This is a genomic window from Streptomyces sp. CC0208 (genome assembly GCF_003443735.1).
Taxonomy (GTDB): domain Bacteria; phylum Actinomycetota; class Actinomycetes; order Streptomycetales; family Streptomycetaceae; genus Streptomyces; species Streptomyces sviceus.
The window spans coordinates 7033928-7047579 of the sequence record NZ_CP031969.1; the positions used below are offsets into that span (position 1 = coordinate 7033928).

Annotated in this window: 14 protein-coding genes; 9 read left to right on the forward strand and 5 right to left on the reverse strand. The window is 71.3% G+C overall.

The window, feature by feature from the left end; all coding sequences use genetic code 11:
• The first annotated feature begins 12 nt into the window (after nt 1-12).
• From D1369_RS32330 to D1369_RS32350, 6 genes are all read left to right on the forward strand, one after another.
• Complete coding sequence (locus D1369_RS32330) at nt 13-1098, forward strand: hypothetical protein (RefSeq protein WP_037903166.1); 1086 nt, start codon at nt 13-15, stop codon at nt 1096-1098.
• Between the two features lie 24 nt (nt 1099-1122).
• The gene (locus D1369_RS32335; RefSeq protein ID WP_007380993.1) at nt 1123-2127 is read left to right on the forward strand and encodes a hypothetical protein; all 1005 of its coding nucleotides are present in this window, start codon (nt 1123-1125) and stop codon (nt 2125-2127) included.
• Nucleotides 2124-3251, forward strand: a complete 1128-nt coding sequence (locus tag D1369_RS32340; protein WP_037899445.1) for a hypothetical protein — start codon at nt 2124-2126, stop codon at nt 3249-3251. Before D1369_RS32335 ends, D1369_RS32340 begins: the two co-directional genes overlap by 4 nt.
• Before the next feature lie 16 nt (nt 3252-3267).
• Nucleotides 3268-3441, forward strand: a complete 174-nt coding sequence (locus D1369_RS43170; RefSeq protein WP_007380991.1) for a hypothetical protein — start codon at nt 3268-3270, stop codon at nt 3439-3441.
• A 112-nt stretch (nt 3442-3553) separates the two neighbouring features.
• Nucleotides 3554-6988, forward strand: coding sequence for a DNA polymerase III subunit alpha (gene dnaE / locus D1369_RS32345; RefSeq protein ID WP_118082755.1), 3435 nt, complete (start codon nt 3554-3556; stop codon nt 6986-6988).
• Nucleotides 6985-7953: a hypothetical protein gene (locus D1369_RS32350; protein ID WP_007380990.1), complete on the forward strand. Its 969-nt coding sequence runs from the start codon at nt 6985-6987 to the stop codon at nt 7951-7953. Before dnaE ends, D1369_RS32350 begins: the two co-directional genes overlap by 4 nt.
• Before the next feature lie 111 nt (nt 7954-8064).
• Here the strand turns inward: D1369_RS32350 and D1369_RS32355 are convergent, their stop codons facing one another.
• The gene (locus D1369_RS32355) at nt 8065-8439 is read right to left on the reverse strand and encodes a cupin domain-containing protein (protein WP_007380989.1); all 375 of its coding nucleotides are present in this window, start codon (nt 8437-8439) and stop codon (nt 8065-8067) included.
• 96 nt (nt 8440-8535) lie between these two features.
• Here D1369_RS32355 and D1369_RS32360 point away from each other — a divergent pair, with 96 nt between their 5' ends.
• Together D1369_RS32360 and D1369_RS32365 are read left to right on the forward strand one after the other, a co-directional pair.
• A complete protein-coding gene (locus D1369_RS32360) occupies nt 8536-8979 on the forward strand; it encodes a MarR family winged helix-turn-helix transcriptional regulator (RefSeq protein ID WP_007380988.1) in 444 nt (147 codons plus the stop codon).
• A 171-nt stretch (nt 8980-9150) separates the two neighbouring features.
• Nucleotides 9151-10014 (forward strand): alpha/beta fold hydrolase, encoded by an 864-nt coding sequence (locus D1369_RS32365; RefSeq protein WP_007380987.1) that lies wholly within the window; start codon nt 9151-9153, stop codon nt 10012-10014.
• A gap of 56 nt (nt 10015-10070) precedes the next feature.
• On the opposite strand, the gene D1369_RS32370 is transcribed toward D1369_RS32365, so the two are convergent.
• Nucleotides 10071-11054: a lytic polysaccharide monooxygenase gene (locus tag D1369_RS32370; RefSeq protein ID WP_037899443.1), complete on the reverse strand. Its 984-nt coding sequence runs from the start codon at nt 11052-11054 to the stop codon at nt 10071-10073.
• A gap of 250 nt (nt 11055-11304) precedes the next feature.
• Nucleotides 11305-11439: a hypothetical protein gene (locus D1369_RS44615; protein WP_020117828.1), complete on the reverse strand. Its 135-nt coding sequence runs from the start codon at nt 11437-11439 to the stop codon at nt 11305-11307.
• 140 nt (nt 11440-11579) lie between these two features.
• On the opposite strand from D1369_RS44615, the gene D1369_RS32380 reads away from it, so the two are divergent.
• Nucleotides 11580-12188: a class I SAM-dependent methyltransferase gene (locus D1369_RS32380; RefSeq protein WP_037899440.1), complete on the forward strand. Its 609-nt coding sequence runs from the start codon at nt 11580-11582 to the stop codon at nt 12186-12188.
• Here D1369_RS32380 and D1369_RS32385 read toward each other — a convergent pair.
• Both D1369_RS32385 and D1369_RS32390 read right to left on the reverse strand, forming a co-directional pair.
• On the reverse strand, nt 12185-12682 hold the full coding sequence (locus D1369_RS32385; protein WP_007380984.1) for a DUF402 domain-containing protein: 498 nt from the start codon (nt 12680-12682) through the stop codon (nt 12185-12187). The genes D1369_RS32380 and D1369_RS32385 overlap by 4 nt on opposite strands.
• Complete coding sequence (locus D1369_RS32390; protein WP_007380983.1) at nt 12663-13592, reverse strand: GNAT family N-acetyltransferase; 930 nt, start codon at nt 13590-13592, stop codon at nt 12663-12665. Before D1369_RS32390 ends, D1369_RS32385 begins: the two co-directional genes overlap by 20 nt.
• Nucleotides 13593-13652: the final 60 nt, after the last annotated feature.

Below are 13652 nucleotides of genomic sequence, written 5' to 3' on the forward strand. Positions count from 1 at the left end.
GAACGCACCCGCATGGCTGACTTCGAGCGTGACTCCGGATGGCTCTCCGGAAGTGTCGTGGATGCCGAGGACGCCCGGCTCGCCACCGGCGTGCTCGCTTCGGCGGCCGCGGACCCCGGCAACCCGATCGCGGCCCGCACCGGCATCAGGCCCGGCCCCGGCAGCCCGGGCAACGTCGAGGCGACCGCCACCCCCTCGCGCAACGTGACGGTGCGTCCCTTCCAGGGCGTCATCCAGGGCACCCGTACGACCGCCGCGGGCGCGTATCTGATCACGCTCGCCCAGCAGAAGACCCTCGACGTGCTCACCGCGGCCCCGGCCCACTCGTCGTACGCCCGGATCGTCCTCGTCGTGGCCCGGCAGACCGACCGGCAGTACGGCGACGAGAGCGACGGCATGCTGGTGCAGGTGGTGGCCGGAGCGCCCGCGGTGTCGCCGGTCGCGCCCACGGTCACCGGCGACCACCTGCGCCTCGCGCAGATCACGGTGCGGGCGAACGCGGGCTCCGTCACCCAGGCGGACATCAAGGACCTGCGGGTGTTCACCGTGGCCGCGGGCGGGGTGCTGCCGTTGCAGTCCCACGAGTCGCTCCCGGCCGACGGATACGCCGGACAGCGGCTCCACGACCTCGAGACCGGTCTCGACCTGGTCCGCACCGGCACGGACTGGCGTCCCGCGGTCACGGGGGCGGTGGAGTTCTTCGGGCCGGCGGACACGGGCTGGCCCAAGGCCGGCGCGACGGAGGGGACCGCCTTCCAGTTCAACCAGGTGACGGTCACTCCGGCGCCCTACCCGCGCATGCTGATGTGCACCGGCCAGGTGACCGCCCAGGCCCAGTCCGCCGACGCCAGGTTCGACCACGTGATCAAAGTGCTCGGCGAGAGCGGCAATCTGAGCATCAGTGCCTTCAGCGTCGGGCCGACGCTCGCCACCACGACCGTCGCGACGGCCCACCGTCTGGTGCCCGCCGGTACCACCCCCCTGGTGCTCGCCCAGCACGTCGTACGGGTCGCCGGCTCAGGGACGGTGAGCGTGCCCTCCAGCTGGCTCATCCCGGTCTACATCGGACTCCGGGTGCTGGCCTTCCCTGTTACCTGACCCCTCCGACCGGAAGAGGCACCCATGAGCACGCCCACCCCAGAACGCGACTCCGGCTGGATCTCCGGCGGGGTCGTCGACGCCGAGGACGCCCGCCTCGCCACCGGTGTGTTCGCCGCGCCCGGGGCGAGCCCGGTCCAGGCCCGCAGCGGCGTCCGGCCGGCCACCGGCGACCCCGGCCGGGTGCAGGCCACCGCCACCGTCTCCGGCAAGGTCACCGTCGCTCCCTTCCAGGGGGTGATCCAGGGGACCAGGGCCAGCGCGACCGGCGCCTATCTCGTCACGCTCGGCCAGCAGAAGACCCTCGACGTCCTCGGCACGAACCCCGCGGACCCCAGCAACCCGCGCAACGATCTCGTGGTGGCCCGGCAGCGCGACGCGCAGTACGGCGACGCCGGCACCGGCATGACCGTCGAACTCGTCAAGGGAACGGCCGCCGCCACCCCCACCGACCCCCAGGTGACCGGTGACTTCATCCCGCTCGCCCGGATCAGGGTCGCGAAGAACGCGTCGTCCGTCGCCGCTCCCGACATCGACGACCTGCGCCCCTGGACCTCGGCGGTCGGCGGCATCCTGCGGGTCTGGGGCGAGGGCGGCCGCCCCACGTACCCCTACGCCGGCATGTACATCCACCGGGGGGACACCAACCACCTGGAGTGGTACGACAGTTCGGGGAACTGGCGGGCGGTCAACAACGACACCGGCTGGGCCCCCCTCACCTTTCCCGCCGGCTGGACCGTGTACAACAGCGAGGCACCGGCTGTCCGCAGGGTCGGCGCGGTCGCCTACCTGCGCGGCGCGATGCGCACCGGTGTCGCCCAATCGGCCAATCCCACGGTCCTCATGAACCTCCCGGCCGCCTTCCGCCCGCTGGTACGGCATCACTGGTACGTGGTGCTCGGCGGTACCCGGACGGGCATCGAGGGCATAGTCGACACCGACGGCAACGTGAACCTCTACCCGCAGACGACCGCCCTGCCCGCCGAGCAGATCGTCTACATCAACACCACCTGGCTGGTGGGCCAGTGACCGGCCGCCCGACCCGCTACACCTACTACACCGCCGACCTCGCCACCGGCGCCATCACCGACGAACTCCCCCTGTACGACGCCACGTTCAGCACCGAGCTCAACGAAGCCGGCGAGTTCCGGGCCCGGTTGCCCCTCGGTGACCCGAGGATCACCGTCCACCGCCCCCGCGAGCTCACCGAACCGGGACGCGCCGCCCTCTACGTCGAGCGGGACGGCGTGCTCGTCTGGGGCGGGGTGATCCGGACCGTCAAGTACACCTCCGCCGACCAGCACCTGGAGATCGGGGCGGCCGGTTTCCTCTCCTATTTCGACCACCGCCGTGTCCTGCCCGCCGCCTTCGACCCGGCCGCCTCCGACCTGGGCTCCGTCAGCGTCACCTTCACCGACCGCGACCAGAGCGACATCGCCCGCGCCCTCGTCGCCGTCGCCCAGGAACACACTCACGGCGACATCGGGATACGTCCCGAGTCCGACGCCCTGTCCGGCATCACCCGCACGCTGGTCTATCCCGGCAGCGACCTCAAGAGCACCGGTGAGGCGCTGCGTGAACTGGCCAGCCTGGAGCACGGCCCCGACTTCCTCTTCGACATGGCGTACGGCAGCGACGGCCGACCCGTGCGCAGACTGCGCGTCGGCACTCCGCACCTCGGCCAGCAGGGCACCCCGCACGTGTGGGAGTACGGCGCCAACCTCATCGGCTACACCTGGCCGGCCGACGGGGCCTCCACCGCGACCCGGGTCTTCGCCCTCGGGGAGCAGGGCGAGGGCAGCCAGCTCGTCGCGGTCGCCGAGGCCCCCGGCACCGGGCGCCCGCTCACCGAGACCGAGGTCTCCTACGTCCATCTCACCGACACGGACCTGCTGCGCTCCCAGGCCCGCTCGGCCCTCGCCGCCGTCTCGGCCCCCGTCATCCTGCCCGAGCTGACCGTGCGCGCGGACCGGGAACCCGTCCTCGGCTCCTACCAGGTCGGCGACGACGCCCTCGTGGTGATCAAGGACGTGTTCTTTCCCGAGGGCGTCCGGTTCGGGGTACGGATCACCGGGATCGAGGTCACCCCGGGCAACGACGCGGGTGAGGAGCAGGTCCAGCTGACCGTCACGCCCGCCATCAGCACCCCATGAACCGGAGGAGTACCCCGTGACCAGGATCAACCGCCCCGACACCCTTCTCACCGAGCTCCGCGACATCAAACGGCGCCTGCACGCCCTGGAGACCGCACAGCGTGCGACGACCGCCGGCGCCCGGTCGGCCGCCGCGGCCGAGCCTCTTGCCGAGGAATCCGCCGAGACCGACACATCCGGGTCCGAATAGGCCGTTTCCGCAGGTGAGAGGTGACTCGAACGCTGTCGCACACATGTTCGGATTTTGGTCTATGGTGGAGGTGAGGCGATAGGGAACTGATGTTCGACAGCGGGAGGTGCGGATGCCTGGCTTCACTCATCTGCACACCGTCTCCGGGTTCTCCCTGCGCTACGGCGCCTCGCATCCGGAGCGCCTCGCCGAGCGTGCCTCCGAGCGGGGGATGGACGCCCTCGCCCTCACCGACCGCGACACCCTCGCGGGCACGGTCCGGTTCGCCAAGGCCTGTGCGAAGGCGGGGGTGCGGCCGTTGTTCGGGGCGGGGCTGGCCGTGGCGGAGGCCGAGCCCGTACGGCAGGAGCGGCGCCGTGCTCCCGTGCGCGGAGGTGCCTTCGTCGACGAGTCCGCCCCCCGGGTCACCTTCCTCGCCCGGGACGGCGCCCGCGGCTGGGCCGACCTGTGCCGGCTCGTCACGGTGGCCCACGCCGACAAGGGGGAGCGGGGCACGCCGCTGGTGCCCCGGACGGAGAACCGGGGGGACGGGCTGACCGTGCTGCTCGGGCCCGCCTCCGAGGTCGGCCGTGCCCTTGCCGCCGGCCGCCCCGACCGGGCCGCCCGGCTGCTCGTCCCCTGGCGGGAGACCTACGGCGACGCCCTGCGTCTCGAAGCCGTCTGGCACGGACGCGAGGGCACCGGACCCGGCTCGCTGCGGCTGGCCGCCCGTACCGTCGGATTCGCCGCCGAGCAGCGGATCCGGCCCGTGCTCAGCAACGCCGTACGCTACGCCGACCCCGGACTGGGGCCGGTCGCCGACGTCCTGGACTCCGCCCGCCGTCTCGTCCCCGTCGGCGCCGTCAAGGAACTGGACTCCGGTGAGGCATGGCTCAAGGACGAGGGCGCCATGCTGGCGGCCGCGGAGCGGATCGTCGAGGCCGCGGGCTTCCGGCGCGAGGCCGCGTACCGGCTGCTGGAGCAGACGCAGGCGACGGCCGCCGAGTGCCTGGTCGACCCCGAGGACGACCTCGGGATCGGCACCGTCCACTTCCCCGAAGCGCACCTCGTGGGCGCGGGCCGCCGCACCGCCCAACGGGCCCTGGCCTCACGGGCAGCGGCCGGGATGGTACTGAAGGGATACGCGGGCAGGCGTACGTACTGGGAGCGGATGCACGAGGAACTGGACATCATCGCCCACCACGGCTTCGCCTCCTACTTCCTGACGGTCGCTCAGGTCGTCGACGACGTACGGGACATGGGCATCCGGGTCGCCGCGCGAGGTTCCGGCGCCGGTTCCCTGGTCAATCACCTTCTGGGGATCGCCCACGCCGATCCCGTCGAGCACGGACTGCTGATGGAGCGGTTCCTGTCCAAGCGCAGGCTCGCCCTGCCCGACATCGACATCGACGTGGAGTCCGCGCGCCGCCTGGAGGTCTACCGGGCGATCATCGGGCGGTTCGGGACCGAGCGGGTCGCCACCGTCTCGATGCCGGAGACGTACCGGGTGCGGCACGCGATCCGGGACGTGGGGGCGGCCCTGTCCATGGACCCCGCCGACATCGACCGCATCGCCAAGTCCTTCCCGCACATCCGGGCCCGGGACGCCCGCGCGGCGCTGGAGGAACTGCCCGAACTCAAGGCGCTGTCAGGAGAGAAGCAGCGTCACGGCAGGATGTGGGAGCTGGTCGAGGCCCTCGACGCCCTTCCCCGGGGGGTCGCCATGCATCCGTGCGGGGTGCTGCTCTCCGACGCGTCCCTGCTCCGCCGTACCCCGGTCGTGCCGACCAGCGGCGAGGGGCTGCCCATGTCGCAGTTCGACAAGGAGGACGTCGAGGATCTCGGGCTGCTCAAGCTCGATGTGCTGGGCGTACGGATGCAGTCGGCGATGGCGCACGCGGTCGCGGAGGTGGAGCGGGCGACGGGGGAGCGGGTCGACCTGGACGCGGTACCGCCGGGCGACCCGGCGACGTACCAACTCATCAGGTCCACCGAGACGCTCGGGTGTTTCCAGATCGAGTCGCCGGGACAGCGGGATCTGGTGGGGCGGCTCCAGCCGGCCACCTTCCACGATCTCGTCGTCGACATCTCGCTCTTCCGGCCGGGACCGGTCGCCGCCGACATGGTGCGGCCGTTCATCGAGGCACGGCACGGGCGGGCGCCCGTCCGGTATCCGCACCCGGACCTGGAGCGGCCGCTGGAGGGGACGTACGGGGTCGTCGTCTTCCACGAGCAGATCATCGACATCGTCGACATCATGACCGGGTGCGGGCGCGGCGAGGCGGACCAGGTGCGGCGCGGGCTGTCCGACCCGGAGTCACAGGGGCGGATCCGGTTCTGGTTCGCCCAGCGCGCGGCGGCGAACGGCTATGACGCGGAAACGATTCAGCGGACCTGGGAGATCGTCGAGGCCTTCGGGTCGTACGGCTTCTGCAAGGCGCACGCGGTCGCCTTCGCCGTGCCGACGTACCAGTCGGCCTGGCTGAAGGCGCATCACCCGGCGGCCTTCTACGCCGGGCTGCTCACGCACGACCCCGGCATGTACCCGAAGCGGCTGCTGCTGGCGGACGCGCGGCGGCGCGGGGTGCCGATCCTGCCGTTGGACGTGAACGAGTCGGGGGTCGCCCATCGGATCGAACTGGTGTCTGAATATCCTTCGGTGTGGGGGCTGCGCCTGGCCCTGTCCGACGTGCACGGCATCAGCGAGGCCGAGGCCGTGCGGATCGCCGAGGGGCAGCCGTACGCCTCACTGCTGGACTTCTGGGAGCGGGGGCGGCCGAGCCGTCCGGTGGCCCAAAGGCTGGCCCAGGTCGGCGCGTTGGATGCCTTCGGTGCCAACCGACGGGACCTGCAACTGCACCTGACCGAGCTGCACCGGGGCGCACGTGCCGGTCGTGGGGGTCAACTCCCCTTGTCCGGCGGGCGGAAGACGGCCCCGGCCGGACTGCCGGACCTGTCCTCCGTGGAGAAGCTCAGCGCCGAGCTGGGCGTGCTGTCGATGGACGTCTCGCGCAATCTGATGGACGACCACCAGGAGTTCCTCCAGGAGCTGGGCGTGGTCAGCGCGCGACGGCTGCGCGAGGCACGGCACGGCGAGACCGTGCTGGTCGCGGGGGCCAAGGCGGCCACCCAGACACCGCCGATCCGGTCCGGCAAGCGGGTCATCTTCAGCACCCTGGACGACGGCACAGGCCTGGTCGACCTCGCCTTCTTCGACGACTCCCACGACGCCTGCGCGCACACCGTCTTCCACTCCTGGCTGCTGCTGGTGCGCGGGGTGGTGCAGCGACGCGGCCCGCGCAGCCTCAGCGTGGTGGGCGCGGCCGCCTGGAACCTCGCCGAACTGGTGGAACTGCGGGACGGGGAAGGCCTCGACGCGGTGGCGGCACGCCTGGCCGAGCCGGTGCCGGCAAGACCCGGCGACGAGACCGGCGATCCGACCGGCGGCAGGCGAATCCACATGCCGACGGGATACGAACTACATCCGTGGGCCGATCTGCGACCGGCGGGTCAAGAGGCATCACAGGTACGGAAGTTGTGGCACCAGAGTCCGGGGAGTGCGGGATGACCATCCTCTGCGTACGTTTCCAGCTGCCGCCGACGCGGGAGGCGGCCCTGCCCGAACTGCTCGGCCTCCTGGAGGAGTTCACGCCGGTCGTCGAAGCGCTGCCGCCGGACCGGGCACTGGCCGATCTGCGGGGCGCCGAACGCTACTTCAAGCGGGACGCCGTCGAACTGGCCTCGGTGATCCGGGTCCGCGCCCTCGCCCTGCACGGCGTCGACTGCGCGATCGGCGCCGGACCCGGGCCGATGCTGGCCCGCATGGCGCTGAAGGACGCCCGGCCCGGGGTGACCCGCTCGGTCCCCGGGGACGCGGCGGCGGACTTCCTCGCCGGCCGGCCCGTCGCCGCGCTCCCCGGCGTCGGCGCCGCGACCGCCCGCACCCTGTGCGAGTACGGCCTCGACACCCTGGGCCGGGTCGCCGCCGCACCCCTGTCCACACTCCAGCGCCTGGTCGGCGCGAAAGCGGGCCGCGAACTGCACGAGAAGGCGAACGGCGTGGACCGCGGCCGGGTGGTCCCGAACGGCGTCTCCCGGTCCCTGGCCGCCGAACGCCCCTTCACCCGCGATGAGTTGGACCCCGACCGGCACCGCCGCGCCCTGCTCTCCGCCGCCGAGGAACTGGGCTCCCGGCTGCGCGCCCTCGACAAGGTCTGCCGCACCCTGACCCTCACCGTCCGCTACGCCGACCGCACCGCGACCACCCGCAGCCGCACCCTCGGCGAACCCACCGCCCACTCGGCGGCCCTCACCAGGGCGGCCTACGGCATGTACGAGGCGCTGGGTCTCCAGCGCGCCCGGGTCCGCTCCATCGCTCTGCGCGCCGAGGGCCTCGACCCCGCCGAACACGCTTCCCACCAGCTCACCTTCGACCCCACCGACGACAAGCTCCGCCGTATCGAGGAGGCCGCGGACCGCGCCCGGGCGAGGTTCGGACCGCTGGCGGTGCTGCCGGGGGCGCTGGCGGCCTAGGCCCTGTCGTCAAATTCCCGCCTGCCCCGCGACGCCATGCACGCACTCTCCTGACGCCGCGGGGCCCGCCCTTCGGGCGGACGACGGGAATTTGACGACAGGGCCTAGAGGTCAGTTGGCCCACGGGGGAGTGATGCGGGTGCCGTCGGCCAGTTCCGCCTCCAGGCCGATGGAGGTGGTGACCCAGGTGAGGGCGGTGTGATCGGTGGGGTTCTCGACGGCGAAGGTCACCCCGGGGTTGACGATCACCGTGTCGCCGGCCGTGATCCGATGGGTGGCGTCGTCGAGGGTGACCAGGAGTTCACCGATGAGCAGATGGAAGATCTCCTCGCGGTTGACGGTGTGAGCAGGTGCCTTCGTCCCCCCGGGAATCTCGCCGCGCCAGGCGCAGAGCTCCTTGGCGCCGCTGAGCGGGGTGGCGTACGAGACGAAACGGGCGCCGTGGATCTCGTGGGTGACGGCGTCGGACGAGCGGACTACGGGCATGCGGGACCTCCGAGTCATAAATGGTCAAGCAGCTTGACTATATGGCTCCATAGTCAAGCTGCTTGACCAGTTCGTCAAGGGTGTTTCAATGCCTGGGTGCAGAACTCCGAAGCCCTCGCCCTCGCCGCCGCCCTGCTCGCCGCCGCCGGTGATCTGACCCAGCGCATCAACGACGGGGTCGTCGCCCGGGGGTTCGAGGCGCGGCCCGCCTGGGGTTTCGCGTTCACACGGCTCGCGCCGGACGGGGCCACGGTCACTGAGCTCGCCGGTCATCTCGGGGTGACCAAGCAGGCCGCGAGCCAGCTGGTCGACGAGATCGTGCGCAAGGGATACGCCGAGCGGCGGCCGCATCCCGCGGACGCGCGGGCCCGGCTCGTCGTGCTGACCGAGCGGGGGTGGGCCTGTACCCGTGCGGCGGAGGAGGCCGCCGCGGAGGCCGTGCGGGCGTGGACCGATGTACTCGGTGAGGGTGAAGTGCACGCGTTGCGCGAGCGATTGGGGCGTATCGCTCCCTATGGTCCCATCAGGCCCGCCTGGTGACGGTTCATCAGCAGGCGCAGGCGAAATGGTTAGCACTGGAAGTTTTTACTGACGCGTAACTTCACAAGTGCACTACTCGTCCGTAACTTTCGAATTGAACAGCATCCTCGTGATCCGGGTCACAGGGCGAACAGCCATCGCAACTCCCTTGAGCCGCAAGGAGATCACCCGATGCTGCCCTGGAAACGACTGCTCAGACCCCTCGCCGCCCTGCTGCTGACCGCCACGGTCGCCGTCGTCCCCGCCGCCACCGCCGCCCAGGCGGCCAACGCCCCGACCAGGGGCTGGAACGACTACTCCTGCAAGCCCTCCGCCGCCCACCCCCGCCCCGTCGTCCTCGTCCACGGCACCTTCGCGAACTCCGTCGACAACTGGCTGGCCCTCGCCCCGTATCTGGAGAGCCGCGACTACTGCGTCTTCTCCTTCGACTACGGCGAGCTCTCCGGCGTGCCCCTCTTTCACGGCCTCGGCCCCATCGACAAGTCGGCGGAGCAGTTGAAGACCTTCGTCGACAAGGTGCTCACCGCCACCGGCGCCGCCGAGACCGATCTCGTCGGTCACTCGCAGGGCGGCCTGATGCCCCGCTACTACCTCAGGTTCCTGGGCGGAGCCGCCAAGGTGAACGCCCTCGTCGGCATCGCTCCCGACAACCACGGCACCACCCTGTCCGGCCTCACCAACCTGCTGCCGTACTTCCCGGGTGTCGGGGACTTCCTCACCACCAACACCCCCGCCCTTGCTGACCAGGTCGTCGGCTCCGCCTTCCTCACCAAGCTCAACGAAGGCGGTGACACCGTCCCCGGCGTCAAGTACACGGTCCTCGCCACCAAGTACGACGAGGTCGTCACGCCGTACCGGAGTCAGTTCCTCAGCGGGTCCGGCGTCCACAACGTCCTGCTCCAGGACCTGTGTCCGCTCGACCTCTCCGAGCACGTGGCCATCGGGCTGTTCGACCGGATCGCCTTCCACGAGGTGGCCAACGCCCTCGACCCGGCCCACGCCACCGCCACCACCTGCGCGTCGGCGCTGAGCTGAGCGCCGCCGGGGCCTGTCCGGCCTGAGCCGCCGGTCAGGCCCCGGAGTTCCCTCGGTCAACGGCCTTGTTGCCCGCCGTCGTTCACCGCGCGCCGGCGCACCGAGCCGAACAGGACCGCCGCGCCGACCGCGAGCGTGGCGGCGCCGCCCATCGCGAGATACGCCGTGCCGCTGTCGCCGCCCGTCTCGGCGAGCCTCGGCGAAGTCCTCGCCGCCCGCACGTCAGGGGCCGGAAGGGTCTGCGTCCCGGCGGCCACCGGCTCCGCCGACGTGCCGGCGTCGTCGTCGCCGTGCCCGTGGTGCTCGACCGTCGACTTGTCGGTGCCGTCCTCGATCTGCTCCTCGGAGGGTGCGGAGGCGCTCGGAGCCGGTGTCGAAGCGCCCGCCGTGCCACCGAACGTCACGTCCGAGCAGGAGTAGAACGCCTCCGGGCTGTCCGAGCGCTGCCAGACGGCGTACAGGAGCTGCCTGCCCGAGCGCTCGGGAAGCGTGCCCGAGAACGTGTAGAAGCCGCCCGGGGCGACCGGGTCGGTGGCCGTCGCGACCGGGTGGGACAGATCCAGGTCGTCCCAGGCCAGAGGCTGCGCGGGGTCGTAGCCCTCCTTGGTCAGGTACACCTTGAAGGTGCCCTTGTGCGGGGCGGTCACCCGGTACTTGAAGGTGTACGACCCGCTGCTCACGCTCGTCGCCGGCCAGTCGGCGCGGGCCAGGTCGAGCCCCTTGAACTCGTCGTTGTTCGCGCTGCACAGCCTGCCGTCCGGGATCAGCGTCTGGTGCCGGCCGTTCGCGTCGCCGATGCGGATGCCGTTCCAGTCGTAGAGCGCCTGGGTGCCTCCCCCAGAGGGGGTACCCCCAGCCGCGACCGCCGCCCTGCACGCGCCCGACTTCGGACTCTCGGGACCCTCCGCGTAGCACTGCGAGACCCGGCTGACCGGGTCGCCCATCGAACCGTGCGCGGACGCGGGCGCGGCGGCCAACGCGGTCAGGGCGAACGGGGCCAGACCGGCGGCGACGGCTGCGACCTTGCGGCGTGCGGGCATGCGGGATCTCCTCGGAACCGGTACTGATGGGTGCCGGATCAAAGAAACCCTGAAATCCCCGGCCTGTGACGGCCGGTGGCGATCTTTATGGCCCTCTTAAGGGAGTGCTGAGACGGAGATCAGGTAGGTGGCGTGAGCACTGCATCGAGCGCGTGCGCTGGGACTGCCGAGGTCAGGCTGTGTGGACGGGCCGTATGACCGCGTCCACTACCGCAAGCGACTGGTCTGACACGGAGCATGCCTGCCGCCGTCAGCCGTCCGGCCACCAGGTCCGCGCGATGTCCTTGCGGACCTCGGGTCGTCCCGCGGGGCGTTCATCGGCCTCCTCGGGGAGTCGCCGGGCGTCCGTCCTCTTCAGGGGCTTCTGCACGGTGGTGCGGCGCATGGCTGCCTCCTTCAGTGCCTACCGTGTTCCGCGTTCTCACGGAGGTAGACGCTTTGGGGGAGAGTTCCTCATCGGTCGCCGGTCTGTCAGTGGCGGTTGTCACGATTCGACTGTCAGTGGCGGGTGTCACTCTTGGGCGCATGACGAAGAACAGTGACGGTGGGGGCGTGGGCGGCGTGGACTGGGACGCCGAGGCGGAGTCCTTCGACGAGGAGCCGGACCACGGGTTGCGGGACCCCGAGGTGCGCGGGGCCTGGGCCGAGCGGCTGCGGGGGTGGCTTCCGGAGAGACCGTCCGACGTCCTCGACCTCGGGTGCGGCACCGGGAGCCTGTCACTCCTCGCGGCCGAACAGGGGCACCGGGTGACCGGGGTGGATCGCTCCCCGGCCATGGTGGACCTGGCCCGCGCGAAGCTCGCCGGGCGTGACGCGGTGTTCCTCGTCGGTGACGCCGCGCATCCTCCGGTGGGGGAGCAGCGGTTCGATGTGATCCTTTGCCGACATGTGCTGTGGGCCTTGCCGGATCCTGGGCGGGTGCTGCGGCAGTGGTGGGGTCTGCTGCGGCCCGGCGGGCGGCTGGTGCTGGTGGAGGGGGTGTGGGGGGCCTTCGGGATAGCCGCGGAGACGGTGGCGGGGCTCGCGGAGCCGCTCGGGGGGCGGGTGCTCGTGGAGCGGCTCTCGGAGGAATCCGTGTTGTGGGGGAAGGACGTGGATGACGAGCGGTACGCGGTGGTGGTGCGGGGCGACTAGGAACTCGGGGGCCACTGCTGTGTGTGGGCCAGCGTGTCCAGCTCGTCCAGAGCCGTTGTCGCCGCTGACGCGGCCGCGGGGTCCCGCTCCCTCAGACCGCTCTCCTCGAACTCGTCCTCGTCCAGACGCAGCACCTCCGTGCCGTCCGCCGAGACCCACAGATCCAGGTCCAGGTCCTCGACGACCAACTCGGCGCCGTCCAGTGTCGCCGGGCGGGTGATGTCGCAGTACCAGCCCTTCAGGGTGCCGTCCGAGGAGCGGACCTCCTTGACGGCGTACCAGCGGTCCCGCCAGTAGTGCTCGGTGAAGACGTCGCCCGGCTCGAAGCGGACGAAGCCGAAGTCGCGGACGCCCTCCCCTGCCCAGGGAGCGCGGACCGTGACGCGGTTGCCGTCGTCGGTGAGGAGCCCGGCCTCGTAACGGATCTTGGTGCGGCCTGCCTTGAGCAGGACGACGTCCACCCGCCGCAGGGGCTCAGGTGAGTTCGCGGACATGACGTACCTCCGTGGCGCAGATCTCGTATCCGAACCACTTGTTGATCGCGAGCATGGGTTCGTTGTCGGCGTCGTTGCCGGTGAGGGCCTCTGTGCAGCCGGCGGCGCGGGCCCGGTGCAGAGAGGCGTTCTTGGCGAGCTTGGCGAGACCGCGGCCGCGGAAGGCGCGGGCGGTGCCGGTCATGGCGGTGGCGTAGCGGCCGGCGCCGTCGGTGTGGGCGGCGCTGAAGGCGGCCGGGCGGCCGTCGACGAGGGCGATCGTGGTCAGGGCACGGTCAAGGAGCGGGTGCTTCCAGTTCTCCTCGATCCACAGGTCGTAGTCCGTGAACTCGGTGTTCACGTCGCTCGGTTCGTCTTCCGCCGTCTCCGCGTCCAGCTCGAAGAAGGGCCGCGGGTCGTCGGCGAAGTCGGCGGCGGTGCGCAGTTCGACGCCGGGGGGAAGGGGCTGGAGCGGCGGCAGTGTGCCGTTGACCAGGTCCAGGCGCAGGAAGTGCGCGGAGCGGCTGGGCCGGTAGCCGTGCCGCTCGGCGAACACCCGGTTCTGCGGCTCGTCCAGGACCCAGGAGAACAGCTTGGCCGCCCCGTGCGCCGCCAGATGCTCCTCGGCGGTGCGGACGAGGAGGGCGCCGGCGCCGCGCCGGACACGGTCCGGGCGTACGTAGATGTTGTGGTAGCCCTGGCCCGGCTCCGGGCTGTCATGGGCGAGACCGATCTGGGCCGTGCCGATCACTTCGCCGTCCTCCTCGGCCACGAGGGAGCGGTAGTGCGCGTCCGCGGGAGTGTGCACGAGGCGGTGCAGTACACCGGCCGGGGTCCACAGCATGTACGGGAGGGCCAGATGGCGGACGTGGGCGAAGCTCTCGACGTCGGCCGGGTCCTGGGGGCGAAGGTCACGCACGATCACAGTCATGAAGGCGCACGTTACGGGGGAGGCCTGCCCGGGTGCCTCTCAATTTCCGGTGGGTGCGGG